At 42.1% G+C, this 23,896-nt stretch carries 30 protein-coding genes; 2 read left to right on the top strand and 28 right to left on the bottom strand.

What is annotated here, in order from left to right; genetic code table 11:
* The 9 genes from VB073_RS11620 to VB073_RS11580 all read right to left on the bottom strand — a co-directional run.
* Positions 1 to 273, bottom strand: a 273-nt coding sequence (locus VB073_RS11620) for a hypothetical protein (protein WP_323404348.1), incomplete at its 3' end; no start/stop codon positions are given.
* A gap of 2 nt (positions 274 to 275) precedes the next feature.
* Entirely contained in the window at positions 276 to 1,499 is a 1,224-nt protein-coding gene (locus VB073_RS11615) for a hypothetical protein (protein WP_323404347.1), read from the bottom strand.
* 271 nt (positions 1,500 to 1,770) lie between these two features.
* Positions 1,771 to 3,903: a hypothetical protein gene (locus VB073_RS11610; protein WP_323404346.1), complete on the bottom strand. Its 2,133-nt coding sequence runs from the start codon at positions 3,901 to 3,903 to the stop codon at positions 1,771 to 1,773.
* Positions 3,900 to 6,896, bottom strand: coding sequence for a hypothetical protein (locus VB073_RS11605; protein WP_323404345.1), 2,997 nt, complete (start codon positions 6,894 to 6,896; stop codon positions 3,900 to 3,902). The genes VB073_RS11610 and VB073_RS11605 overlap by 4 nt, the downstream gene beginning before the upstream one ends.
* A 22-nt stretch (positions 6,897 to 6,918) precedes the next feature.
* On the bottom strand, positions 6,919 to 7,437 hold the full coding sequence (locus VB073_RS11600; protein ID WP_323404344.1) for a hypothetical protein: 519 nt from the start codon (positions 7,435 to 7,437) through the stop codon (positions 6,919 to 6,921).
* 138 nt (positions 7,438 to 7,575) lie between these two features.
* Positions 7,576 to 8,139: a KilA-N domain-containing protein gene (locus VB073_RS11595; RefSeq protein ID WP_323404343.1), complete on the bottom strand. Its 564-nt coding sequence runs from the start codon at positions 8,137 to 8,139 to the stop codon at positions 7,576 to 7,578.
* 25 nt (positions 8,140 to 8,164) lie between these two features.
* A complete protein-coding gene (locus VB073_RS11590) occupies positions 8,165 to 8,509 on the bottom strand; it encodes a hypothetical protein (protein ID WP_323404342.1) in 345 nt (114 codons plus the stop codon).
* Positions 8,502 to 8,783: a hypothetical protein gene (locus VB073_RS11585; protein WP_323404341.1), complete on the bottom strand. Its 282-nt coding sequence runs from the start codon at positions 8,781 to 8,783 to the stop codon at positions 8,502 to 8,504. The genes VB073_RS11590 and VB073_RS11585 overlap by 8 nt, the downstream gene beginning before the upstream one ends.
* The gene (locus VB073_RS11580; RefSeq protein ID WP_323404340.1) at positions 8,780 to 9,106 is read right to left on the bottom strand and encodes a hypothetical protein; all 327 of its coding nucleotides are present in this window, start codon (positions 9,104 to 9,106) and stop codon (positions 8,780 to 8,782) included. The genes VB073_RS11585 and VB073_RS11580 overlap by 4 nt, the downstream gene beginning before the upstream one ends.
* Before the next feature lie 163 nt (positions 9,107 to 9,269).
* Here VB073_RS11580 and VB073_RS11575 point away from each other — a divergent pair, with 163 nt between their 5' ends.
* Both VB073_RS11575 and VB073_RS11570 read left to right on the top strand, forming a co-directional pair.
* On the top strand, positions 9,270 to 9,554 hold the full coding sequence (locus tag VB073_RS11575; RefSeq protein ID WP_323404339.1) for a helix-turn-helix transcriptional regulator: 285 nt from the start codon (positions 9,270 to 9,272) through the stop codon (positions 9,552 to 9,554).
* A gap of 42 nt (positions 9,555 to 9,596) precedes the next feature.
* Positions 9,597 to 9,893: a hypothetical protein gene (locus tag VB073_RS11570; RefSeq protein WP_323404338.1), complete on the top strand. Its 297-nt coding sequence runs from the start codon at positions 9,597 to 9,599 to the stop codon at positions 9,891 to 9,893.
* A 62-nt stretch (positions 9,894 to 9,955) separates the two neighbouring features.
* Here the strand turns inward: VB073_RS11570 and VB073_RS11565 are convergent, their stop codons facing one another.
* From VB073_RS11565 to VB073_RS11475, 19 genes are all read right to left on the bottom strand, one after another.
* On the bottom strand, positions 9,956 to 10,516 hold the full coding sequence (locus VB073_RS11565; protein WP_323404337.1) for a DUF4468 domain-containing protein: 561 nt from the start codon (positions 10,514 to 10,516) through the stop codon (positions 9,956 to 9,958).
* A gap of 28 nt (positions 10,517 to 10,544) precedes the next feature.
* Positions 10,545 to 10,994 carry a hypothetical protein gene (locus tag VB073_RS11560; protein WP_323404336.1) on the bottom strand — a complete coding sequence of 150 codons (450 nt, stop codon included), beginning with the start codon at positions 10,992 to 10,994 and terminating at the stop codon, positions 10,545 to 10,547.
* Positions 10,972 to 11,883 carry an exonuclease domain-containing protein gene (locus tag VB073_RS11555; protein WP_323404335.1) on the bottom strand — a complete coding sequence of 304 codons (912 nt, stop codon included), beginning with the start codon at positions 11,881 to 11,883 and terminating at the stop codon, positions 10,972 to 10,974. Before VB073_RS11555 ends, VB073_RS11560 begins: the two co-directional genes overlap by 23 nt.
* A 314-nt stretch (positions 11,884 to 12,197) precedes the next feature.
* Positions 12,198 to 12,560, bottom strand: coding sequence for a hypothetical protein (locus tag VB073_RS11550; RefSeq protein WP_323404334.1), 363 nt, complete (start codon positions 12,558 to 12,560; stop codon positions 12,198 to 12,200).
* A gap of 210 nt (positions 12,561 to 12,770) precedes the next feature.
* Positions 12,771 to 13,274, bottom strand: a complete 504-nt coding sequence (locus tag VB073_RS11545; RefSeq protein ID WP_323404333.1) for a hypothetical protein — start codon at positions 13,272 to 13,274, stop codon at positions 12,771 to 12,773.
* A complete protein-coding gene (locus tag VB073_RS11540) occupies positions 13,271 to 13,693 on the bottom strand; it encodes a D-Ala-D-Ala carboxypeptidase family metallohydrolase (RefSeq protein ID WP_323404332.1) in 423 nt (140 codons plus the stop codon). Before VB073_RS11540 ends, VB073_RS11545 begins: the two co-directional genes overlap by 4 nt.
* Complete coding sequence (locus VB073_RS11535; RefSeq protein ID WP_323404331.1) at positions 13,677 to 14,177, bottom strand: phage holin family protein; 501 nt, start codon at positions 14,175 to 14,177, stop codon at positions 13,677 to 13,679. Before VB073_RS11535 ends, VB073_RS11540 begins: the two co-directional genes overlap by 17 nt.
* Positions 14,178 to 14,199: 22 nt before the next feature.
* Positions 14,200 to 14,607, bottom strand: coding sequence for a SufE family protein (locus VB073_RS11530; RefSeq protein ID WP_323404330.1), 408 nt, complete (start codon positions 14,605 to 14,607; stop codon positions 14,200 to 14,202).
* Positions 14,604 to 15,155, bottom strand: coding sequence for a hypothetical protein (locus VB073_RS11525; RefSeq protein ID WP_323404329.1), 552 nt, complete (start codon positions 15,153 to 15,155; stop codon positions 14,604 to 14,606). Before VB073_RS11525 ends, VB073_RS11530 begins: the two co-directional genes overlap by 4 nt.
* Positions 15,152 to 16,192 (bottom strand): hypothetical protein, encoded by a 1,041-nt coding sequence (locus VB073_RS11520; RefSeq protein WP_323404328.1) that lies wholly within the window; start codon positions 16,190 to 16,192, stop codon positions 15,152 to 15,154. Before VB073_RS11520 ends, VB073_RS11525 begins: the two co-directional genes overlap by 4 nt.
* Positions 16,189 to 17,118 carry a hypothetical protein gene (locus VB073_RS11515; protein ID WP_323404327.1) on the bottom strand — a complete coding sequence of 310 codons (930 nt, stop codon included), beginning with the start codon at positions 17,116 to 17,118 and terminating at the stop codon, positions 16,189 to 16,191. The genes VB073_RS11520 and VB073_RS11515 overlap by 4 nt, the downstream gene beginning before the upstream one ends.
* Complete coding sequence (locus tag VB073_RS11510; protein ID WP_323404326.1) at positions 17,115 to 18,656, bottom strand: hypothetical protein; 1,542 nt, start codon at positions 18,654 to 18,656, stop codon at positions 17,115 to 17,117. Before VB073_RS11510 ends, VB073_RS11515 begins: the two co-directional genes overlap by 4 nt.
* Entirely contained in the window at positions 18,640 to 18,987 is a 348-nt protein-coding gene (locus VB073_RS11505) for a hypothetical protein (RefSeq protein ID WP_323404325.1), read from the bottom strand. Before VB073_RS11505 ends, VB073_RS11510 begins: the two co-directional genes overlap by 17 nt.
* A gap of 30 nt (positions 18,988 to 19,017) precedes the next feature.
* On the bottom strand, positions 19,018 to 20,724 hold the full coding sequence (locus tag VB073_RS11500) for a hypothetical protein (protein WP_323404324.1): 1,707 nt from the start codon (positions 20,722 to 20,724) through the stop codon (positions 19,018 to 19,020).
* Entirely contained in the window at positions 20,708 to 21,328 is a 621-nt protein-coding gene (locus tag VB073_RS11495; RefSeq protein WP_323404323.1) for a hypothetical protein, read from the bottom strand. The genes VB073_RS11500 and VB073_RS11495 overlap by 17 nt, the downstream gene beginning before the upstream one ends.
* Before the next feature lie 459 nt (positions 21,329 to 21,787).
* Entirely contained in the window at positions 21,788 to 22,186 is a 399-nt protein-coding gene (locus VB073_RS11490; protein WP_323404322.1) for a hypothetical protein, read from the bottom strand.
* A 7-nt stretch (positions 22,187 to 22,193) separates the two neighbouring features.
* Positions 22,194 to 22,613 carry a hypothetical protein gene (locus VB073_RS11485; protein ID WP_323404321.1) on the bottom strand — a complete coding sequence of 140 codons (420 nt, stop codon included), beginning with the start codon at positions 22,611 to 22,613 and terminating at the stop codon, positions 22,194 to 22,196.
* A 32-nt stretch (positions 22,614 to 22,645) separates the two neighbouring features.
* Positions 22,646 to 23,290, bottom strand: coding sequence for a hypothetical protein (locus VB073_RS11480; protein ID WP_323404320.1), 645 nt, complete (start codon positions 23,288 to 23,290; stop codon positions 22,646 to 22,648).
* Positions 23,291 to 23,300: 10 nt separating this feature from the next.
* Positions 23,301 to 23,834 carry a hypothetical protein gene (locus VB073_RS11475; RefSeq protein ID WP_323404319.1) on the bottom strand — a complete coding sequence of 178 codons (534 nt, stop codon included), beginning with the start codon at positions 23,832 to 23,834 and terminating at the stop codon, positions 23,301 to 23,303.
* Positions 23,835 to 23,896 lie beyond the last annotated feature (62 nt).

Below are 23,896 nucleotides of genomic sequence, written 5' to 3'. Positions count from 1 at the left end.
AGTCCAACCAGTTAGGCCGTTATGTAAGTCACCATTCAATACGAGGTTGGGGATTTTTGCAGACGCTAACTCCTCCACATCTTTAAGCGTTTTTGGCGAAGAAGCGTATCCGTGATCAGCCTTCTCGCCCGCTAATTGAACTAAATTTGCGTTCGTTGTTTCGATCTCATCCTTGACTGTGTCAAAATTTTCATTGAAGGCGTCTTCTACTTCTTTGCCGGTGCTTGGAGTTTGTCCGTTATAATTCGAATGTATTTTTTTAAGTTCTGCCATAATTATATTGTATTTAATATTGAATCTGAAAATAAAAATCCGTATCCATTGGTGTTACCGGTCAGCCAAATGGCTTCGCCGAAATTGAAGTCCGGAAGGGAGTCATCGATTCCCGGAGAATAATTGCTGTCATTGTCTACAAGCCGTATCGTTAACTGGACGGATCCGGGGTCGGTTGGGAATAGATTATGCGAGAAGTTTTCTACACTGATCCTTACTTCATGCCTGGTCCCGTCCGGACCGATCAGGTATCTCTTATCACTCTGGAACATATCCCGCATGAAAAGGAATTCTTCGAGCGATTTATAACCGAATTCGGCCTTGATGATCTCCCGGATCCCCAACCGGTTGTTTTGTTCAACATAATCATCAATGTGCCGGTCATAGGCCATGAATGCATTATCTTCAGCAAACTCCGGTTCTGAATTTGCTTTGCCCGTTATTTCCAATCTTTCAAATACGGAGAAGGAGTTTCGGAATTCGAGGATATATTTATTAGGGGATTTAGACGGTTCCTTAATAGTGATGTCAAAAACGAACCGGCCGTCCACCAGAATACCCAGGAATGCAGGGATCTTCTGGTAAGTGTTATAGCTGAGTCGTCTTAACACTTCTATATTGAATGCATATATATCACCGGTGATCATTGCCGGAAATGTGAACGTCTGGCCATACTCTGTCACCACCACATATGTTTTATTGGTTGCAATAAAATATAAAGGAGACAACTCATTTTCCTTTATAACGATATGCCGGCCGGAAGTCCTGGTTGTAAGGAAGAACTGTTTATCTGTATTCTGTATCTTATATGCGAATATGTCGGTGTTGCTATTATTGAGATACCGGAGCATTTTCTTGCCAATACCGCCTTGGAAGAACTTACCCTGATATGATAGATTATATCCGTATCCGTCCTGGAAATTAACGGAAAAACCCATTGAAAAATTATCCACCCTGCTGACCAGTTGTGCCGGATTTGATATGGATGCCTGAAGCAGATATGATCTGAGTAGTTCTGATATATTCAAAGAACTGTAATACTTGGATGTCGCAATATCCAGTACCGGCAATAGGACTCCATTAAAAATTACATAATTCGCAACTCCATGGTATTGTTCAATCCGGACCGTATAACGTACCGGACCCATACTGTTCGATTCGACCTCGAACAGTACGGGATTATTCACTAGAACGTTTGCCGGTGGCTGTTTCGTGAATGCAATCATTTTGGAATCAGTTTTAATACGACAATGTTACCTTTCACATCATCGTATGATTCAACTGTATATTCTGAGAGAAACAGAGTTCTATCAACGGAATCAATTGTCAGGAACTCATAGAATTCCGACAATGATTTATTACTATTTCCCGGGATTGATCTCCATTTGGAGATTAGGACATTTGTGTCCGTAATCGAAGGAGTTGATATGATTGTCTGTTTCCGCATACAATTTTTGCTCAAAACTAACGCTGATTAGATGATTGATAAAGGACAAATCAATAGTTGATTATAGCAGGTGTATAGGTCAATGTTTGTTGTATTGGAACAGATGCAGCACCTGGAATAAGCGACGGCTTTATAACATATTGATATATAAAAATCCGTTTCTCCTGATTTTGAAATTGTTCTTCAGTAGGAGGCATCATTGCTATTTTTTTAGTAGCGACCTGCTCTCCATTGACGATTATGACAGTATCCGTGGTGCCGGAGACAATATACCAAGGTATTCCGGCATTATCCCAATCTTCCTCTGTATTGGGAACTTTTACACTCGACCAGTCCCAGAAATATTTTTGCGGAATATAAACTGGTATTTTCTGCTCTTCCTCAAGATGGTAAGGCTCATATAACCTTAATGTTTGGAAAGTACATTCAGTAATGGCATCCTCCTGATTCAGCTTATATTTGATTTGCTTTGGGAGTAATGGCTGATTATTGATGATTGCCGTTTTGAACATGTCAAAATTGAAAATATCGGCATCTGACAACTTTAATGTGCACTTTACCTCAAAATTAGAGTGCCGGAGGAACGCATCATATTCTTTCCAAAATCTATTGAACAATCCATCTTCACGGTTGATGGTAAGCGAGATGTCATATTTTTGCCCTGACTGGTCATATATGAAATCCCCATTTTCATCCCTGTTGATCTGTGAAGCAAAGAAGAAATTATATCTGCCTGGAGCCGTGTCTTTTGTTTTTCCCCATCCAAACGCGAATGCCAGTTTTGCTGGATTTTCCTCCGGAACGAATAGTTCACCGGATACGTTGATATCGGAATAGGCGTGCTTATAATTTATAAGGTAAAAGAGATAGACATATCCTGCTATTTCAAAACTAAGAGGGACGCACAAGTCGTTCATCTTGATTTCTTCATAATCCATATTATCCTTTTTGTCCCAATCAAAAAAATCTGAAGAATACGCTTTATTGTCTTTCAAGGCATCTGTAATGTAATATCTTGAAATATATGTCTGGAAAAATGATGTCACCGCACCGGGCATGGCAATATTTCTTCGGTTATCATAAAATTGATGGTCGAAAACGCCGAGGAACTCTTCATAAGTGTTGTATTTCGTTTCCGTTCCCTCCAGTTCCCGGTTTGCTACTAATTTTAATTGCCTGGGAGATGAGTAGGTGATCACCGGTTCCTCCGTCTTTAACTTGTCCAGGTCAATACTTCCCGTTTTCCCCGGCACCATCGGATCTTTCAGGAATTTGAGGTTGACACTCCTCGCATTCGAGTTGATATAGAATTGCATGCCGAATTTATTGTACAATGCATCGAGGAAATCCGTCACTGTAATGTCCGGCATCATGTCTTTATAATAAAGGGTACCTGTAAGGATTGCATCCATGGTATTGTTCAACACGACTAATTTTTTCAACTGCCGGTGATCCTTGAAAGGATTATCTTCTATCGTAAAACCGAAATGGTCGAAAATAAGTTCCAGGATCCTGTATACCTTTAAAAATGGGGAAACGCCATATCCTTTCGGAACGTCCAGATACACTTCTTCTCCGTTAATATACCATTTCAATGACCGGTGATCAAGCGCCAACAGTTCAGCCATCCTCCCATATGGCAAATTATCAGGATCTAGATCTGTTTCCACCTCATTCAGGATGATATGATATTTTTCATGCTCACTCTTTACCTGCCTGTCAAGGCATACCGGGAAAATGTAATAATCAGTCACGATTTGTTCCTTCATCACTGCAGTCAGATGGGAGAGCATTGAGCTTACTTTTGCTGAAGTAGTGGATCCACCGGCTGAAAACGACGGGAGATTGGGAAGATCTCTTAAAAGCATCGAGCTCATTCTATTGTACATCTCCGACTCGTCGAAACCGATGCCGGCATTGAACCCTGAATTGATTACCATCAATCCGGATTGTTGAGAAGCATCCGTCTCAACCACTACCGGCATTGGTTCGGGCCGTTCCGACTTGTCGAGCCGGTTGGTGTTGTTCAACAATTTACGATTATTGTTCGTATCCGGGAAGTGGATGGGAACGGTCTTACTCCCTTTATTGGTAAATAACGGATTGTTCTTTTCAACTTCAATGACATAATCGACCGGAAGATCGAATATCCCTCCGGTGAGTTTCTTTATTTTCAGGCTCATTTCAGATCAAATTTTGATTCGTATTCAATTTTATTCTTCTGGGCTGCTTCCATCTCGGTTATGCCATAATTTACCCTCACACGGCCATTCCGGAGATCATTGAGGACTCCGAGTAATTGCATGGCAATACGTCCGTCAATTGCTTCCGTATCAGATCCGGAGGAAGATCCGGAAGATGGCATGTTTGCCCCACCGTCTGCAAAACCGGGAGGTAAAGCGTTTTTAGAAGTTCTTTTCCGGCGGATCTTGTCGATGGCCCGCACATGGTCAATCACAACAGGATCCTTCATCTCCGGAACAGCCACGAAATATTCCCCATTATGATATGGAACCCAGCCGGCCACATCATACCGGTTACCGGGACCGGTATATCCACCATCGGTCTGATCTCCCATGTTTGCCCCACCTTCTGCATAACCCTCTTTCAATTTTATCTGTCCGGTCTTCGGAGTACCTGAAGAGGATGACGCTCCGGAGAGCGACATCTGTTTTACCTTTTGCCGTTGAGTGTTTGCCACCGCCAGTTGTGCTGCACCGGTTATTCCCATCAGGACGGCAGCCACCGTTCCCGCGATCGGCCCTAATTGAGAGTATGCCTGCATGATTGCCATGGCTGTGTTGGCGATGATCTCTGCAGCCGTGACCGCGAACTGTACATCGGCATATTTCTTTTCGATGTCAAGTTTCTTTTGGGCCTTTTCGTTTTCCAGGCGTTCCACTTCTTCTGCATTATCACCAGCAGCCTGGATCTCGGCATCATACCGGGCTTCCACATTTGCGGTCTCCGCATCCCTCAATGCAGAGACGGCGTCACCGGCCATCGATGCGAATTCAGCAGCTTTCTGGGCATACTCCTGGGCGTATTTCAGTTTTATCTGGAGTTTGGCTTTTTCAAAATCTTCTTCTTCCAATAACCCTTTTTCATGTTGTTCCAACAGAGCATCCATTTCCGCTTTGTAGAGTTCGCCCATTGATGCCAGGCCATACTGTTCCCGGACTTTCAGTTTCTCGTCTTCGTACTTTTTATCGATAGCCGCCAATGCCAATCTATGTGTCTCCGCGGATATATAATTATCCTGGTAATTTTTATCAATGATACGCTTTTCATCATCCATCCTTTGTTGCCAGGTCTTTATATTATATTGGCGTTCGAAATCAGCGGTAGTTTTAGCAAATTGCTTCTGTAGGTTTTCCCTGGCTTTTAATGTTTCATTTTCGGCCGAAAGAACCTCTTTGTTATTTTCCTCAATTGCTTTCTTCCGGTTTTGGACATTATTGAATTCGACCTGCTGCAATGTTTCAGAGAATTGTTTTATGACAGCCATCCTTGCTTCAGCAGCGTTCACTTCAATCTCTTTTGCCCGGAGTGCGTAAATAGCCTGGTCTTTTTCCGTCTCCTGCAGGGATTCCAACTGTGTATTTCTGTCGGAATTGATTATGTCAAGTTTTTCTTGATGTGTTTTCCGGAGTTCCTCGATAAGAATGGCATCAGCTTCCTCCTGCCGTTTTATCTGGGCATCCAGGATCTGGGATTCGTACTGGATGATCTGATGTTTCTCCTGGCCCTTAATGTTCATTTTCTTCTGCAGGGCCTCTATGGTAAGTTGTTCAACGGCATCATTGTATTCCTTTTCAGTTTTCAGACCCTCCATCCGGCTTTTCTTCAACTGGTTTATCTCGTAGTCAAGTGTTTTATCAATTTCCTTCAACCGATTTTGCGTGGCTTCCCTGGCTTCGTTATTCATTTGCATGACGGCCGTGGCAGTGTTACTTTCGATCTCCCGCATTTTATTGGAATGCTCGGTCTGCACCCTGAATAGGTTTGCTTCTGCCTGGGCAAGCTGGTCATTTATCTCGGCGACATTCATTTTCAATTTAGCTTCAGCCTGAAGTAACTCAAATGATTTTTTAGCTTGTGCCAGTTTCTCATCTGCTATCTGTTTTTCCTTAGTCGCGGCTTCCTTCAACATTGCCAGGCGCTGGGATGAAGAATATAAGTCTTTACGTGTAGCATCCGAACGGAGTTTCGCTATTTCAGACTCCAGTTTTGCATTTGTCACCATCGATTCGCGTTCCCGGAGACGTAACTCTTGTTTCTCTTTTTCAAGCTGGATGGCTTCTTTGGCCTTCTCGTTAATTCCTCCTAATATTTTATTGAGGAATGGATATCGCTCTATCATTTCGGATATTCCCGCCAAAGTCTTTTCGATAAAATTCAAAAAAGCAACTGTAAGTTTCTGGAGAATGAAAAGTATTCCATCGAACAAGACTTTCAACGGAGCCAGGATCCTGTTCAGTGCGTTGACCGATTCTTCGTTGGAGTCGATGATTTTCTTGAGTGCCGTAAATGCCCCCACGAGAACCATGATGATTATACCTACGGGATTGGCAATTAATGCCTTTAAAGCGTTTCCAAATCCTTGAATTGACTTAGCGGCAGTTCCGACCGGATTATTCATGCCGGCCATTTGTTCAATAAATCCCTTGTTGGTGTTTTTTACAACCTCGATACGATTAGCAACTTCCTTCTGTTCTTTGGCCAGAGCCGTCCAGGCTTCAGGAGATAAAGAAGCGGAAGTGTCATCCATAAGTTTTTGCAGTTCCTCATACCTCTTCTTCAACTGAGACATTGTCATATCCTCAATTTTCATCGTCTTGATGACATCGTCTATGTTTTTATCGTTTTCCTTTATGACAATATTATTCTCTTCAATCTTATCATTATAGCTATTAATCGTCTTTTCAAGATCAGCAGCTCTGGATTGCAGATTTTTGTACCATTTAGTCGAGATATCTCCTGCCTTTTCAAGCTTACGCATCTCTTTTTCAACAGCATTTAGTGCCTGCTCAGCCTTACCAAGAGCGCCCGATAACTCTTCATTCTCCTTTTTCAACCGATTGATATTGGATGAAAGGTTCTGCACTTCTTTCTGCACACCCTTTGCATCCACATCCAGGATCCATCGTATATGATCGTCTCTTAATTTTGCCATGGGAATATCAATTTACATTTATCTAAGTACGGCCTTTTGCCTTTGCGTATTTCTGGCCATCGAACGAATTACCACCTGAGTTACCTGAAGAAGATGGGGCTGACGGAGTAGAAGCAGATTGACTGGTACCAAAGGCATTCCGGAGTGTATCTCCCACGAAATCATAAAGTTCCTTGCCATACCCCTGCCTTATGTCTCTCAATGAATTATTATACAGGATTCCCCAAAGTTGACGGTTATAGATCTTCCGGTTACCAAGGCGCTTCATATCCAGGAACCTCATGTGTTTGACGATTCCGGATGAAACGATAAACTTGTCTCCACGCTGGGCGATCACGTAGTCAGGGTTTTCAAGTGATTCGAGAAGGCGCCCGGTTTTTCGGCCGATAAGGGCACCGCCCCTTTTTTCTTTCTTTAATGCCCGTCCTTTGATGTAGATATTCTGTCGGGCAATAAGGAGTTGGGCGTTATAGATATTCTTAACGTCCCGTTCAAGCACTTGAATGACAAATTCCGATTTAGTTATCTTATCAGAGATCATCGCGGTAATTTTTACCACGAAAATAGGGAGATGGCATGGACAGGTAAAGGACAAAAAAGCCCCGCTTATTAGGCGAGGCTATAAATAATCAGTGAAATACCAAACACGAAAATGGCGAGCAATAAATATAAATTATTTTCAATCATCATCGGTTTCATCTTCTTCAAAAAGTGAACGCATGCCGGATATGCTTTCTGTTGTGAGGTTTTTCCTGACAACTTTTTCACGGTTGATTTCCCGTTCAATGTCGAGATAACGATTAAAATCGGCACCGGTTTTTTCCTCGGGAGCTTTGTCCCGGATGGCATTCATCTCTTTTTGAAGCCGCAATGTTTTTTCAAACGATTTCTCACGTTCCACGTGTTTACCGAAAAGAAGTTTTTCAATCGTAGCATAAACCCACACTTCAAAATCGGGAGACAACCACGCCGCAAATTTTAAAGCCAAAACACGGTGCATCCAAGTACCGGATTTTTGACGGGCAACAACTAAATCTTCCTCCTTTACGATATTTAAATAATCGGAATTCCGATTATTTAAGCATGCATGAATGAATTTTTTCGTACCTTCATTAGCTAAAAAATGTCCAACATTTGCCCCAAAAGCTTTTGCCATTTCGGTGGCATTGATCATCATGCTGTTCTCTTTGTCGAAAGCAAAAGAGATAGCGTTTTCTTCAAATACACAAATTTTAGTTTCCATGTTTTCGATATTATTATTATCATTATCAAAGTCCGAACAAGTCATCCAGTTTTTTATTGATTGCCTGCCGGCGACGTTCGGCCGAAAGATGTTTGTAAGCATCCTTAGCTTTCGGTTCGCTGACATTATACTCCAGATCGATGTTAAGCTTCAAGTTCCCTTCTGCCACACCATTCTGATACCATTTATATGGATCACTATCCGGATCCTTCAGATCATCCATCAGTCTCTCCAGATTCATCCTGGGTGATAGTAGCCGGCAGGTATCTTCGTATGAGAGCTGTAGTTCACCACACCGGAAAATGGCATCTTCCGGAGACATATCAGCCAGAATCTTTTTATTGTCCGATTTATCCATGTTGTCACTCATGATTTGCAGTTTTAATTCCATTCATAAATTCACAAAGATACTCTTTTATCCATTGTAAGCCGGTTATAAATAACTTCATATTGAAATTGTTATCGTCTATATTGTCTTCAATGATATCCCAGTTTTTTAATAAAAATGATTGCACTTCATTGATTTCAGAAACATTAATTTCAATTGGTGATCTTCCTGTTTCGGATGGTGGTGTAATCCAGCGTTTCAGAAATTGTATTCCTTCTTCCGTAAAGGATATTCCTTCTATATTGATTGATTTCATACTGCACCTCCTTTCTTTGCATTGAGAGTTTTTCGGATAGGTTTGTGAGGGATGAATGTTTCCCATACATCGGGAGTGGACTTCACTTCATAGATCTGCATGTTTGCCACGCAGCCGTTGCCGATAAACTGGAGATTGATAACCCCGTTCGTGGTTGCCATGATACATTTTACCGTGTCGGTCTGCCCAAAAAGTTTAACAAATGATCCGTGAATAATGTCGATCACGGTTTCGGGCGAGTTTTCCGACACCCGTACCGGCTTGCCTCCGGCAGCTTCTGCCGGAAGTGGCATTTGGATTGTTTTTGTTTTCATTTTTCCCATATCCATATTTTTTAATTGTTGTTCGATGGGGCAAATATACAATGTAGTACATGATAAATCAAATTAATATTCATTTTTTAGATTGTATTTATGTATATTTAACATCGTGATACATGATAAACATATATCTTTGTAGATATTAATTCACTCACGAAAGAATGATATGCTGCTAAGGATTAAGGAAATAGCTAAAAGAAAAAGTGTTACAGGTGTAGCACTGGCTGAGATGATTGGAATTACTCAGCAAAATATGTCTAATATTATGAATGGGAAAATTAATCCATCCCTTGATACCCTCCAAAAAATAGCCGACGCACTAGGGGTTACCGTCCCGGAACTATTCGCGCCGCAAAACACCACTGATTTCACGGCATTCATAGATTACAAAGGTGAATTGAAGCGGTTTAATTCGCTGGATGAACTGAAACTATTTTTAGATAAGGTTTGAATTCATTTTACATTTGTGATTAACTACCAATAAAAATATATTATGGATCAAAAACGTTTTATAGAAGAAGATTTTAATGGGTATTTGAACCAACTTATTGAGTCCCATAGATTGGAGCCAATTCAGGAAGGTATTACAAAATTAGTGATTGACAAAGGATATGACTTTTTGTCTATTAAGCAAAAGAAAGTTTTTGATTATATGATAGATACAAATACGGTTGATAGCTGCGAGCGTTGCGGTTCTGATATTCCCTTTTGTGAAATGTTCGAAGCTCTTGACAATGGAGGTTTATGCAATTATTGTCAACATATGAAGGAAAAGCTAGAGTATGAATAATCTATTAATGGGAATAACCTATACTGTTATTCCCATTAATTGTTTGAATATAAAGAAGAACATCACCAGTCATCATTATTATCCGGAGAAAAAGAGTCAAATTTTAATTCTGACATTTTCTCAAAAAGTTCATTAGCCTTTATCTCGGCTTTTTCCTTAATATCTTTCCACACAGCTTCATTATGTTTTCTTTGTAAACCACCCTTTCCATACTCTTCGGAATTAGTGATCAGCCCAAGTTCGCAACCTTGGGAATTACCTTTATTTACTTCGTGGACAAATGACGTTAATTCAACCTTGAACCGGCCTTCTCTTATTTGAAATTTCATCTTATAATAGACCAATCCTTTATAACATAAATAGGTCATACCTCCCTTTTCATAAGAAAATGCTACCTGCTTTACGATCAGTCCAGCATCCTTGTCACTTAATTGGGAGTCGTTACCTACGGATCTATAGTTAGTAGAGATCCACTCCATAATGGATGCATAGATAGCATCCTTACTCGCACCATCGGCTTGAATTACTTTTGAAAAAGTTAGCAACTCAGATTCATCATCCTGAGAGAAAGCCGGATTAATTGTAAACAATGCCATTAGGGTTAAAAATAATACTTTTTTCATATCAATTTAATTTTAGGGTGAGACATGATTAAAATAGATTTGTTTGATAATTTTTAATAGAGTCTTTATACTTCTTAATAAACATCTTAAGGTCATCATCTGATGTATTGGATGCCCTGCTTTCTATTTTCCAGATTAGCTGGTCTTCCGTGATAAAATACATCTTCCGGTAGGGAGAGTTATTCTGATTTAATAGCGACTCAAATTCTGTGACAAAACTGTTATAAAGGTCACTGTCGGGATTTTTTACTATTTTATTTCCTATTATCACGTAGCTGATATCTGAGTCGATATCTCTATTCCGCGCGTATGCGCCTATATTTCCCAATGCCTGATACAAATACTGCGTGTTCCCTTCGAACCCGTCAGTAAAATAAACCTCTTTGCCGTAAAAACCATCGGTATATCCACTGTAACACATTACCGTCAGCAATTTAATTCCTTCAGGTGTAATCTTAACTTCTTCTTTCTTTGCCATATTCAATTAAGTCTAAAAATTTCTCCAATTGGGGTTCGTTGAGACACATAATGCTGTGCCCTGATTCCTGTAGTTCAATAATCATTTCTATCTTTTTAGGACCGGGATTTTGTCCCAAGATGACGATATCTACAGATTTGCTTATCGAAGAAGCATATTTACCACCGGTATCTACAATAATTTGTTTAAGTTCATTTCGGGAAATGCAGGAGAGATCTCCGGTGTTTATGACTCTTTTGCTTTCGAAGATTGAAGGAGATAAGAACAATTCGAATGCATCGTTAGTAAGTTCCCTAACCTTAGATAATAAATCTTCGTCGACGGTGAGTAGACTCCCGAATGTATTTCTTTGTTGTTTATCCGGTTTCTTTTTCGGTTCCGGATATATCAACTCATCTGGATCAACCCCATCAATCAAATGTGCTATAAATATTTTTGCGCACATTTCGGCATCAGCGACGGCATCATGATGGTTATTTAATTCCATGCCCAATGCCTCAATAACACTCGATAACTTATTTCCATTATATAGACTACATGTACATCTGTATGAAAGTACAGGAGGGCAATCTAATTCATAGTATCTTATAGCAGTATCCAGAACGCTAAAATCAAAGTCCATATTATGAGCAACAACTACCTCACACCTTAAGTATTCCCTTATTTCGGGCCATAACTCAGAAAACTCTGGACAATATTTTGTTTTATCCGGAGTGATGCCATGCACATTAATACAGTTTCTACTGTATTTATTTTCAGGAGGTTTTATAAGATATTCCCTTTTTTCGACTATTTGTCCACCTCTAACGACAACAATCCCCATTTGACAGGGAAACCTATTTGTTGTTGCTGTTTCAAAGTCAATAGCAACAAAACTACATTTACTCATAGTATCAAAAGAACGAAACCTCTCAGACGTGCGCCCACCGGTGTTGATACCGGAATCCGACTGCTTACGGATTACACGTCTGAGAGGCTTCTGATAAATTCAACTTACTGGGCAATGGCAAAGATAATGAAAAAATTGAAAGGTTTGTTTCACATCCATTTATAATGAAATAATTTTCTATCTTTGTGTTATTAAAAGAATTACAAGTCATGTATAACCGGGACATTGAAATACAAAAACTAAAGAAAAAGGTGCGTGAATTGGAAATATCGATAATCATTATTACCATAGCCTATCCTATAATGATATGGATTTTAGCCTATTTTGTTTCGAAATAATGCGATCAATAATCCAATTATTGCAATAATGACACTGATAATTGTCCATATCTGTGTTCTCTTGTCCATTTTTATCTTTTCCTGATGTCTGGACGATTCTTCCTGCATTTTTTGATGACCAGATAGAACTTCACGTCCCTTTTCCGTCATGCTTAACTCACAATAAGTCCCTATCCATCCATATACATACCTCTTTTTCAATAATGTCTCAAACGCTTCTCCATATTCATTCCTGAAGCTGTCAATTTCATTAAGGTTGTCGTGAAAAGTTATCCGGTCCAACCGTTCTTCCGCATCGTTTATCAGACGGAGAAGTTCCAATTCTTTATCTGCAAGCATATAATAAACAACAAACCCTCACACAAGTGCGCCCACCGGAAATACAGCCGGAACCGGATTTCAACCGGTTACACTTGTGTGAGAGTCTGTTCTGTTCGTATTTGTTTGGGCAATGGCAAAGATAATGAAAAGGTTGAAAACTTATAAAAAAAATCTCTCGATTTATCCGCCGTAATCAAACAAAAGAGATTGAATTTTATTGTATGAAAGTTATATCATTATCTTTTGCTTTTTTTGCCATATATACAAGATAAGTAATATGAAGGCTGCAATTGAAGCGACAAGAGATCCCACTTGCCATAAGATGGTTGACTCTTTAATTTCACTAACTTTTTTCTCTTTTTCTTTAAGGTTATTCCGGTACTGCAAGTCGATGGCATTTCGGATACTATCCTGAACTCTTGTTTTCCAGATTTCAGTCTGTTCATTGATATCCCTTTCTTCTTCTTTTCTCTCCGGATAGGAAACCGGAACATAAACCGTATCTCCATTTACTAAATGGGGAACTAATTTTACACCGTAATACGTTACAATTCTCTCCCTGGTATGAGTATCCACAAATTGTTTTTCCTGTTCTATGTTTTTTACGATAGTCGAGCTATCAACCAGGGAAAATTTTGTTTTCTCATCCCGATCCGTATGGGAAGTAAATTTCTTTGTTCCACATCCGGCAAGTAGCAAAAGGATAGAGAGTAAAATAATAACCTGTTTCATGGCCGGGTTCCTTTAGAATATAATACCTGTTTCCGGTTCTTACCTTCGTTGAACGAAAGGTGAAGGAAGTTATTCCGGCCGTCATCATACAGGATAGCCTGATCGAAGGGCAATCCGGATCTGACCAGTAGCTTTTGCAGCTCACGAGGGTTTTCACAGGAGATGTCTGCCGCCTTGCCTTGCATGTGTAGTGAAGTAGGTACACCCCCTACAAGCCTGTTTACTTCAGGAGAGCGATACCCGCTGTTCACGACCATTGTTTTGCCGTAGAGATTGCGGAGAGGTTGAAGTAAACATATGGCCAACTTGACCAGGTTCGCTTTTTCGACTGTTCCCGGTTCATTAGGTATATTTTTCGCTTTGGCCGTATTGGAATGAGATAACTCTTCCAATGTGAAATTTTTAGTTATTCGTGTCATGTTTAGCCTCCTTATTATTTTTGTTATCTACATCCATTCCAGTCTTATCCTTTACACTCTTATGGAGGATATCGCCTATTTTCAGGAATGCCTCCCACCGTGTTAACTCATAGAGGTTCTTCCATATATTGAATAGTAATACACCTCCGACGAAATAGCCGACTATCATATAGGTTTGCACCATATCCTGGTTGAATGTCACATCAAGGGAAAACAACAGCATCATGAAAATTGTAACGGCCATCATCCGGGGAATAGTAGTCTCAAATATTTTCCGCTTTGAAAATTTCTGATTATACAGTTTCCGGTTCTTCAGGTATCCGATAATACAATCCACCACAAAGAATATCAACAGCAGATTGACTGGATCCCGGATGGGAAGAAAATAGCCTAAAACACTGGCGATTGCTCCAGAACACACGGCGTATCCATTTGAGAAGATATCCCTTAACCATTCCCCGATTGACATAATTCCCTTATCCATATTAGTTTCTTCAAATTTCGTATTATGTTTTGTTCTCTAAAAGGACATTAATCCGCTCTATGATTTCCAGAATAGCGGCTTTCCTGAAAGGTGTAACGTGATCGACCAGCCCGGACCGGACATGAAAATCAATCGGAACCTCCCGAAGATCCTGTACCGGTATGTTATGAAACATCTTTTTGATATACACGATTAATCCGTGCATGATACTGCTGTTACTCCATCCTTCAATCGATATCATACCATCTATATTCTCTGCTCTAAAATAGGTCCGGCTTAAACAATTGCTGATCCTGTGCCGGAGGAGATCCTGTGTGAGTCGTCGTGGAGAAGAATCGGCATACTCGATAAGCAGGTTGTATTTGTCACTCCATTGGTCAAACAAGGCAAATTCATCCACAAACAGATCCTGATAATCTTTTAATGTCATAATATCGTATTTGCATTTGAAAACATTGCACACCACCCACCAAAACCATAAAATTCAACAGGATCGACCGGCCGGATCTCTACCGGATAAGTAACCAGTTCGCCGTTGGCGCAAAAGTCCAGGCTTTCCTGTTCATCTCCCATTATCCGGATAATCCTGTCAAGGATATCGAGGCAGGTATCCATGTTCAGGATTTCATTCAGGTTGTCGTTGTTATTGTTCGAAAAATTGTAGACAACCGTTACTGCCAGGTGCTGGGTAATCCCCTTTATAGTGGAATGGTCTGCCGATACCGTACCATATTCAACGAAGAGGATAAAGCCGGTAGCGTTCTTTATCCGTTCGGAAACAAAGCTTTCATTGATTGAGATGACGAACTTGTCGAGCCCAGGAATGATATTGTCGTCCGGAAGGGACATCACCTCGGCCACTATTTCATCATAGCCGGCCTTCTTGGATCCATCCGGCTGTATGAATATCCCCTTCAGCACCTCTTTGGGCACAAATTTGGAGAAGTATTTGAATAGATTGATGATCAGATCGTTCATGACAGTTTATTTATTACATCGATGGATATGCCTGTTTTACGGGCAATGTCGAATGGTTTTATCCCTTCTCCCAGGGCTTTATTGATCACGTCCTTGAGATGCTTGATTTGCGCGTCAAAATAGTCGTTCAGGTTCATCGTATCCGGGAGGCCATACCCTTCACGCTGCAGCATCAAAATAACTTCGTTACCGAGCCGTACCTTTTCTTCATTCTCCGGCTTCTTATCACCTTTGAACAGCAGGCTGTATATCTCATGTTCCGTGTAAAATTTAAAGACGGAAGTAAACCAGTAGACGATGCCGAATTTCACAACCGGATTGACCTTCCGCATTGTCTTGTTATGTCCGGAGACCATATTCTTAGTATAATCCATGGAACGGGGATAGAGGATCGCGCAAATCTGGTTGATGCATTCCTGCTTTTCTTCATCGGTCCCCAGTTTGTTCATGGCTGCCATGAGATCGGCACAATCTACGAATTCACGGGCGGTGATATCAGTCTTGGCCGTGATGTCCAGTTCAAAACGTTTGCCCCAATACTTCCTTTTCCCGATCTTGATGTAGGGAAAAGGATTGGTCCTGAAATCATATTGAGGGAGGATCTTGTGGTTTTCAGCATCAATCGTATAAATGAATTTTAATTGCTCTGCCAAGCGCAACAGATTGAAGTTGATAATTTCCCGTTGTTTGGCTTCGGCATCCTGATCCGGCAGGTTATTCTTTTTCCAAAGCTGCAGGTACGACAAGTATTCCTTTCTTCCATGCCTGAACAGAAAAGGAATATTCCGGAGGCATACCCATGCCAGGCGTTGGTATAAACGGCAGAGTGCCAGAAATTTAGAAAGATACGTTTTGGAGGGCCTATATCGTGTGAATGAAATCAGGAGATACAGCAGCCCTTTGTGAGGATGAGCCCTGAGGTCTCCGGTCATTACACGGATGAGAACGCCGAAAGCAAATAATTTCTGCTTGAATGACAGCTCCTCCCAGGATTCTGGAAGCGATATGGAGGATTTGTTAAGTGTGATCTGTTTCATGAGTATACAAATTTATCGCCTTCCCAATATCCGTCCTGGCCGATGATCGGCTTGCTTGAAACTGTTTTTTTCTGTTCTTCGATGGCTGCCCTCTTGATTTCCAGGTCCATGGCATTCCAATAGGTGTTTGCCTGTGAGGTGAACTTTCCGGCGATACGTTCCCTGATATCCTTGTCGGCCTGGGCACGATGGTTTTTTCCCATCTCGTTGTCAATATCCATCCGTATGGGTGCCGGCAGGCAGGAATATGCCAGGCGCTGACAGGCGCGCCCCATCACCTCGTAGCATACCGCCCGGGCAATGGCATCGGTCTTGACCGGTTCCTTCATCCTGGAGCGAACACAATCCATCCACACTTCCCGGATGATCCATCCGGCAAACATCATGAAATATTCGCCTCCAGAAGATTCCACCCCTACCCATTTGTTGAAATCGGAGAGATCGATCGGCAGATTATCATAATCCTTTTTCTGATCACTATCCTTCCACTCCGGAAAATCACCGGCATGGTCATTCAGGTACTGGATCAGTATGTTCATCCAGAACCAGGCGGTGGTTATCAGGTTATTGTTCAGTTGGTCCGTCTGGTACTTATAAGCCGTCGTCTCGCTGTCGTTTTTCTTCGTGGTGACACCATCGTTGCTGATATGGAGAATAATGTAAATCATGTGTTCATAGATGCCAAAATGAAGCATTGCGCGCTGGAGATAATCTACCACCGATTTATATTTTTCCTCGATATCGGCACTCTCTGCAGCTTCAATAATCTTATCATACATTGTCTGTGAAATGATGTCCGGGATCATTGCGGCGACTTTGTAGAGACTACTTTCGATATTGTAGTACTCAAGGGAGAGATTCATCCCGGAGATTTTCGGTTTCATCTCCCTGGCAAAGTTTTCCGGTTTGAAAGGCACTTTAATCATTGTTCTTCTGTTTTTTGGAGGTTCGACTTATTGTCTGCGGTAGCTGTTTGTGCCGGGCGATCGGAAGGGGTGGTATCCTGCAGCTTGGCGGGGATATCGATCCAGAACCCGACCCTGATGCCTTCTTTCCACTTGTCCGGCCAATTCCAGCGGATATAGTTATTAATTGATTTGGTGCAGATGTATTCGTCCCAGGTAAGTGAAGCCACGTAGATCAGGTAATTGTAATAGACATCGCTCCCCGATTTGCTGAGCTCCCCATCTTTTTCCACATTGGTGATGGAAGAAGAAATACCTTTCCCGGCCAGGATCACCTGGTCGGACCTCTTGTCATACGTGATGATGGAGTCTACAAAATCCTTGAACTTGCCAGGCATCTCCTTGAATTCCCAGCCATCTTCACCCCACTTGGTGGTAGCATACAGTTTGCCCTGGTTCTTTCCCTCACCACTCATAAGGTTAGTGATGATACGGAGTTCGTTCCGGACCACTCCATCTACCATTGTTTCATAGAAAGGAATTATTTTGCCCTCGTCATCTACCAGTTTCACCCCTTTATATTCCGTCTGTACAGGAGCTTCACCAGTTAAATTCTCGGAACAGATATTCTGGAGGGTCTCTTTTTGCTTGTCGTACCAGATTCCCGGAATAATTACATGGATATGTGCGTTCAGGGCATTTTTCAGGTAGGAATTGAGATACTGGGGCGATAGGTTGGAGGCCTTTATCCATTCGAATAACCCCCTGAACCAGTCATTGAAGGCATAAATCCATTTCGTGAATGTCTTATCGGTATTGAATTCCACGGCCGTGGGATATTTGAACGGGTTTGATTTGTCAAGACGGTTGTACACTTCGTAATCATACCGGTTTGGATCCATCCAGTCTCCTACGATCACATATTTGCAATCGGAATTCTTGATCCGTTTAGTGTGGCTTTTTTCTTTCGTGGCCAGGCGGGCCTCGTCGGATCCCACATAACTCAGCGCCAGGATCGGAAGATACCGGCCGGTTATATTGCCTGTCAACCGTCGGGCCCTTGAAAAATGGTACCGGCTGACGCAGGTATTCACGTAGTAGAAATCGGTGACGATGTTTTTCAGGTACTCGAAAGGATGATCGTATCCAAGATCTTCCCACCGGCCGAACGCTTCCCATATCTCCGGATCTTCCACCGGTACCCGCGCGCGTTTCTGTTTCTCCCCTTCACCCGTGACAACCTCCTTGTACAACCGGGGTCCCTTGCCGAACAGGAATTTAACCTGCTTGTTGATTACCTCCGGCAGCAGCTTGTTTTCGGAGGTGACCGAATACACTTCCTGGGGATAGAGATTGTGCCCGTCTCCCCATATCGGGACAATATAGTCATCCAGGCGCATGGTCATGTTTTCCGAGATATACCGGGAATAAAGATTCCGGTATTCTTTCTGCAGGATACTTTCCCGTTCGGATATCCCCTGAATCTCGAAAGTGAGTACTCCTCCGGATGGGATGGGTGCAAAACCGCGGCCGTTCTTAATTTCAATCCTCTGTTCCATCGAACCAGTTAATTTTTAGCAGTTCATAATTAGGGGGAAAAGCGATGTAACGCATCAGTTTCTTGAAGCACATTTTGGGCTGGCCGGTATCAAGGTCCTCATACGGGAAATACAGGTCACCATCCAGTTGGAACGTGTCCTCCCTGAGCGACGGACGGACACGGCACCGTTCAATTTTCACCAGCTGGCCGCAATCTTTTGTTTTCAGGTTACAGCTCAGGTGTAGCAAAGTGAAATGTGCACCTGGAACGAATTTGAGATTACGCGCCCGCCCTATTGCTTCTGATCCGGATATCGTTTTTTCCTTTTCCATAGTACAAAAAAAATCCAATTACGGAGGATGATAAAGGACAAAAGAGTGTCAGGAGGTGTATGTCCCGGCACCTCGCGGTATTATCATCCCCTGGTCCGTATCCGGGAGTAATTTCGAATACTCACCCCAAAGGAGATACATGAAGGCGGACGCCAACTGCGTTGAATTGTATGCCTGTTCCTCGAATGGAAGGCGTTCACTGCTTTTGTCGAGTATGATCCGGCCCTCATGCCGTTTCAGAGGACTATGGTTGATGGATGATACCAACGCGTCACATTCGTTCCTGTCGATGAGAATCTTATCCCGCTTGCCGTCATTATTCCCGAATAACAGGTTCAACAACCGGTAATGTTGCTCATAAAATATGGTCCGTTGTTTCGGGGACATTAGGTGGACGGTCCATCCGCGCGCCACCAGTTCATTTTTCAGCAACTTGGCATCGGTATCGTTAATCCCGGGCGCCTTGTAATCCGGATAATACTTTTTCCATTCCGGGTTTTTCTGATTCGCGGCACGATCATAATGGATATAGATCACTTTTCTACCATCCGGGAAGAATTTGTTTATCTTCTCCGCGAGTTCACCATGTTGGTCCGGATGGAATACCCACATGTTTTTCAGGATTCTCAGTTCTTTCTTCAGGGTATTCCTCTGGGAAAATATGACCGAGGAAAACGGGCCGGGATCATAACCGGCTATGAGCGGTTTATTCTTGTCATAATATCTCAAATGCCTGGAGGATTCGTCTATCTGGTTCCCCGCGGATATCAGGTCGATAAAGCGGTAATCGTATCCGTCATCAAACAGGTGCTGTTTTCCAAACCTGCCGAAAAACATGTCTTTCACCCTCAGTTTCCGGATCGCGAAAATGGAGGTGTATAGCACATCCTTGTCCTTGGTCGATTTGATCTGGTTTTCGATATAGTCTATTCCCAAGACTTTAAGATTGGAAAAGGAAGATGCACGCACATAGTACACCTGATTTTTACGCAATCCAACCAGCCTCTGGTTCCAGCGCTCAATAAACCGTTCCAGTTTCTTCACACGTTCAAAATCCAGCGTTTTCCGCGCGATCTCCAGTTCATAGATCCGTGCATCCACTTCCAGCGCGATTTCAGTGATCAGGTCAATCAATTCTTCGTTCATCTCCTTTTCCATGTCGAAAAACCAGTCTTCATCGGTTTCGAAATTGGGAGTGGATGTGAAACCGGACCATCCCATGAAATAGGGGGAATTCCCGAATTTCGACCGGTCGGCCCGTAATGTGGGCATGAACCGTTCCTGCATGAACTCCTTCTTGATTTTTAAAAGCTCATCGAACATGCCATGGGGAGTACTGATCCCTAAAACTGATTCCGGCCGGTCTGCAGATACAAACTTGACGACGGTACCGGTACAAAATGAGATTGTATGTTTCCAGTCAAATATGGGTGTTACACACTTCTTGAAATGCCTTGGAGGTTCTTTGCCTATTTCAAAATAAACTCCACGTTCATAGTTTTCAGTGAAATATTCCAATAATCCCGGAAGAATATTGCTGAAGATATCCCGGTATGTGGCAGCGCCAAGGATGAGGCAGGCACCAGGCATCGAGTTCTGGATCCTGTCAAGCCTGGCCGCCATGATATGGGTTGTCTTCCCGGATCCACGTCCAAGTTCACACAGTAATATCTGGGGATCCGCGAGCTTTACCTTTGTCTGTAGGACTGAAAGGTAGGTCTTTTGGAAGGTTTCCTCGCTAAGGGATTTCTTCATAATCGACGTCCTTTATGTTCAGTTCCTGCATTACTTCGTCCATCTGCCGTTTCTTCTCCATATCGGTGGCATCCTGTTTTGAGATAATGTCCATGGCTTTCTTGTAGGCGCCTAGGATACCGTTCTTCTTTATGCCGGCCCTTTCCAGGTCAAAATCGGGAGAAACAACCTGGTGCTTGAATTTGATACGCTCCGGATCGATGGCATTGGCCGATGCCTTTATCCGGTATTCGCATGATTTCTGTAGACAATTACGGGCTTCCCGGAAATCGTGCCCTACCAGGTTCACCTCAAACAGCTTCATATACATGTCGGCATAGTATAGGTACCAGGCTTCCGAAGTGACCGTACATTCATTGTTCAGGTAGTTGATGGCATCGTATATCCGGCTCTTGCAGGTATGTATGGATAGTTCAGGATAGCTCTTCTGTAGTTTCTTGGCACACTCGGTGATGGAATGGTTGGTACGGTGCAGGTTGGAGGCCTCATTGATCTGAAGTATATAATCCGCCAGTTTGGGAGGGATGCCGAACTGTTCAGGATCCCGGACCTCTAAAAAGCGTTCGACTATTTCAGGTGATAATTTTTGAAGATGTTCTATCATTGTAATGCAAACCTTGTGATGGCCGTTGTCAATATTTTCTTTTCACAAAGCTATATGATGACCACAATGATGGAAAGGACGTTTTTCAATCGGAGGTTTTTTGAAGAAATCCGTGGTTTTTTCGAGGGGATGGGAGGGAAGATTTCTTCCTGTCCTGAAACCCTTTGCAGGAAAGGCGTTCAATCATATAACCCCCTATCAGGATTTCTTGTAATGCAAACGGAAATACCAGTGGCACAGGTATTTTTCAGAAACAAACAAAAACCAAATATCATTTTACTTAAAATTTTTACTGATTTTCAGCGTTTTAGGTATCTAAAAAATATCAAAAGGGGCAAATCCGTACGTTTTTTCAGGAATTCCGTTGTTTTTCAGTCAAAATTCAGGTGGTTTTAAAATAAAAAGCCCCCGGAAATACCGGAGGCCAAGCGTTGATTAAAAACAAAGGATTTTTGGGCACTACATTGTAAGAGTCATCATCCGCCTACAACCGGAGTTAGTGATTCTCCTCCGGTTACTCCTAAGGCTGATAATACTGTATATCCTTTCCCATGAAGGTAGACCTGTAATACCTCTATCATCAATATAGACATCAGCAAAGATTTTTCGGCTATCACCCTGAAATTCTGATATTATTTCAGGGGAATTTTTGTTGATGTAATCAAAAGGTATCCCTTGTTTATTCAACCATTCAACCATTTTTTGTTGATAAACGCATTCACGGCAAGTCCAGATTATAATGCAATGCCCTTGAACTTTCAATCTCCTGATAACACTGGCTGCATTACTGGCCGGACTACCGATATTGGGATACACACCTGTATGGATTGTTCCGTCGAAATCTATCGCTATTATCATAATCGGGCTATTTTGAAATTACTTCTTCCAGCACTTTTTTTCTTGTTTCCGCACGGGATAAGTTCTGCTTCCAGGATTGCCTTTCTTCATCGGACTTGAATTTCTTCTTGTTGATATTGCTCTGAATCCGGCGGATGTTCTGCGTTACGTTGGTGATCTCATTGATGAGCGCTGCGGGATCCGTCCGTTTCAGTTCGTACAATTCTGAAAGCATTTCATCGTACTGTTTCCGTTGAACAACTAACGGATGTTTGTACGCGAATACCCTGTGTTTGCTGAATGCTTCCAGCTCTGCATGTGCCTGCCGGTTCCGGTTGTCAAGTTCCACCATTTCAATTGACAATTCCGGTTTATCATCCAGTAAAACGTCAATCTCCTGCATGCGATGGTAACTACTTACACGTTCGTCATACAGGAGAATGCACAATTGTATGTCCGGATTGGAGTTATCCGTCCAGTTTATTTCCGGGAACTCTTCTTTTTTGCTCCTTTTTTTTTAGGAAGATTCTTTATCACAGCCGGTTTATCCGGTTGTTTAGGTTTAGGAGCTGTTTCGGAAACTAATTTCGGTTCTGGATCCGTTTCGGTGGATGAAGGTGCCGGGTCTTTTTCCTTGGGTTTTTCAGCAGGAATTTCGTCTACCTTTGTTTCCGGGACTTTAGGCTGCTCATCTGGGATTGGATTTTCAAGCGATGTTTTGGACATTTTAATAGAACCTCTTGTCAACGCAATAAGTGTTCTGATTTCTTCCTCAGTTTTTCCTACCAGATACGGGAACACATCTTCCTCAATGTGTTCCATCTCCATTTCTGATGCGAAAATTTCTTTTACACCTTCCACGGTATCAACCACTTTAGGCTGCTGTTCTGAAGTTTTATCCAGGGTTTCCATCCGGTTGGCAAGGATATCTTCGATTGAAACTTTGTCGAGCAGTTCCACCAGAATCATACCATGGATCTTTGACCGGTTGAATGAATTCAGCCGTTTCACCTCAGTATGAAGTCCGGACATGGGACAATGCATTTTGAACAGATCCAGATCCTTCTGGAAATATTCTTCCTTTTTGTTTTTGACAATAAAGTCGTTCTTTTTAACGAATTCCATACAAAATAATTTATGGATTGGGATCAGGATCAGGTTCCACATCCGGTTCAACTTCTAACGGACCGTCGTAAAAATAAAACGGTTCCGGGCATTCCTGCCCCTGGAGCTGAAGGGCAATCCCTCCAATACCTCCATCCAAAGTGCCTATATTGGTATAGGAAAGTCTTAACCCGCTTGAACAGGGATTTCCACCAATAAATTTCTGGCCATCAGCACACCGTTCCCATACTACGACGCAATCTTCACCGGCATTGTCAAAAATCCACTGCAGAGATTTCTTCGAGATACCTTCAATGGCAGGAGTTAACGTCAGCACACCGTTCAAAGGAGATTCACCGGGAGCAGCACTGGGATTGATGGAGGTGGGAGTTGAATCAAGATAGTTGAATTTTTTACCCTCTTTCAGTACATTCTCTGAAATTGTGGCATCCTCCGGTTTTGGCCAGTTTTCCACATCTACGTCGTTGAGCAATGCAAGCCAAATACGATATTTGGGCGAATTCTGTTTTGAATTCTTATTTTGTTTTTCCAAGTTGAATAACATAATATTCTTTTTTATAGAGTTATGAAAAATAGGGATGCTACTCAATTCACATCCCTACCAGA

This window comes from Proteiniphilum sp. (genome assembly GCF_034927365.1).
Lineage (GTDB): Bacteria > Bacteroidota > Bacteroidia > Bacteroidales > Dysgonomonadaceae > Proteiniphilum.
The sequence above is the reverse complement of the archived record's forward strand: the minus strand, read 5'-3'. Positions and strand labels throughout refer to the sequence as shown.

Coding starts and splice junctions, on each gene's coding strand:
- VB073_RS11610 (WP_323404346.1), bottom strand. CDS start 3,903: ATGAGCCTGAAAATAAAGAAACTCACCGGAGGGATATTCGATCTTCCG.
- VB073_RS11490 (WP_323404322.1), bottom strand. CDS start 22,186: ATGATAATAGCGATAGATTTCGACGGAACAATCCATACAGGTGTGTAT.
- VB073_RS11545 (WP_323404333.1), bottom strand. CDS start 13,274: ATGAAACAGGTTATTATTTTACTCTCTATCCTTTTGCTACTTGCCGGA.
- VB073_RS11515 (WP_323404327.1), bottom strand. CDS start 17,118: ATGATTAAAGTGCCTTTCAAACCGGAAAACTTTGCCAGGGAGATGAAA.
- VB073_RS11555 (WP_323404335.1), bottom strand. CDS start 11,883: ATGAGTAAATGTAGTTTTGTTGCTATTGACTTTGAAACAGCAACAACA.
- VB073_RS11560 (WP_323404336.1), bottom strand. CDS start 10,994: ATGGCAAAGAAAGAAGAAGTTAAGATTACACCTGAAGGAATTAAATTG.
- VB073_RS11590 (WP_323404342.1), bottom strand. CDS start 8,509: ATGAGTGACAACATGGATAAATCGGACAATAAAAAGATTCTGGCTGAT.
- VB073_RS11580 (WP_323404340.1), bottom strand. CDS start 9,106: ATGGGAAAAATGAAAACAAAAACAATCCAAATGCCACTTCCGGCAGAA.
- VB073_RS11500 (WP_323404324.1), bottom strand. CDS start 20,724: ATGAAGAAATCCCTTAGCGAGGAAACCTTCCAAAAGACCTACCTTTCA.
- VB073_RS11615 (WP_323404347.1), bottom strand. CDS start 1,499: ATGATTGCATTCACGAAACAGCCACCGGCAAACGTTCTAGTGAATAAT.
- VB073_RS11510 (WP_323404326.1), bottom strand. CDS start 18,656: ATGGAACAGAGGATTGAAATTAAGAACGGCCGCGGTTTTGCACCCATC.
- VB073_RS11480 (WP_323404320.1), bottom strand. CDS start 23,290: ATGGAATTCGTTAAAAAGAACGACTTTATTGTCAAAAACAAAAAGGAA.
- VB073_RS11600 (WP_323404344.1), bottom strand. CDS start 7,437: ATGATCTCTGATAAGATAACTAAATCGGAATTTGTCATTCAAGTGCTT.
- VB073_RS11535 (WP_323404331.1), bottom strand. CDS start 14,177: ATGGATAAGGGAATTATGTCAATCGGGGAATGGTTAAGGGATATCTTC.
- VB073_RS11550 (WP_323404334.1), bottom strand. CDS start 12,560: ATGCTTGCAGATAAAGAATTGGAACTTCTCCGTCTGATAAACGATGCG.
- VB073_RS11595 (WP_323404343.1), bottom strand. CDS start 8,139: ATGGAAACTAAAATTTGTGTATTTGAAGAAAACGCTATCTCTTTTGCT.
- VB073_RS11540 (WP_323404332.1), bottom strand. CDS start 13,693: ATGACACGAATAACTAAAAATTTCACATTGGAAGAGTTATCTCATTCC.
- VB073_RS11475 (WP_323404319.1), bottom strand. CDS start 23,834: ATGTTATTCAACTTGGAAAAACAAAATAAGAATTCAAAACAGAATTCG.
- VB073_RS11520 (WP_323404328.1), bottom strand. CDS start 16,192: ATGAAACAGATCACACTTAACAAATCCTCCATATCGCTTCCAGAATCC.
- VB073_RS11585 (WP_323404341.1), bottom strand. CDS start 8,783: ATGAAATCAATCAATATAGAAGGAATATCCTTTACGGAAGAAGGAATA.
- VB073_RS11570 (WP_323404338.1), top strand. CDS start 9,597: ATGGATCAAAAACGTTTTATAGAAGAAGATTTTAATGGGTATTTGAAC.
- VB073_RS11605 (WP_323404345.1), bottom strand. CDS start 6,896: ATGGCAAAATTAAGAGACGATCATATACGATGGATCCTGGATGTGGAT.
- VB073_RS11565 (WP_323404337.1), bottom strand. CDS start 10,516: ATGAAAAAAGTATTATTTTTAACCCTAATGGCATTGTTTACAATTAAT.
- VB073_RS11495 (WP_323404323.1), bottom strand. CDS start 21,328: ATGATAGAACATCTTCAAAAATTATCACCTGAAATAGTCGAACGCTTT.
- VB073_RS11525 (WP_323404329.1), bottom strand. CDS start 15,155: ATGAACGATCTGATCATCAATCTATTCAAATACTTCTCCAAATTTGTG.
- VB073_RS11575 (WP_323404339.1), top strand. CDS start 9,270: ATGCTGCTAAGGATTAAGGAAATAGCTAAAAGAAAAAGTGTTACAGGT.
- VB073_RS11530 (WP_323404330.1), bottom strand. CDS start 14,607: ATGACATTAAAAGATTATCAGGATCTGTTTGTGGATGAATTTGCCTTG.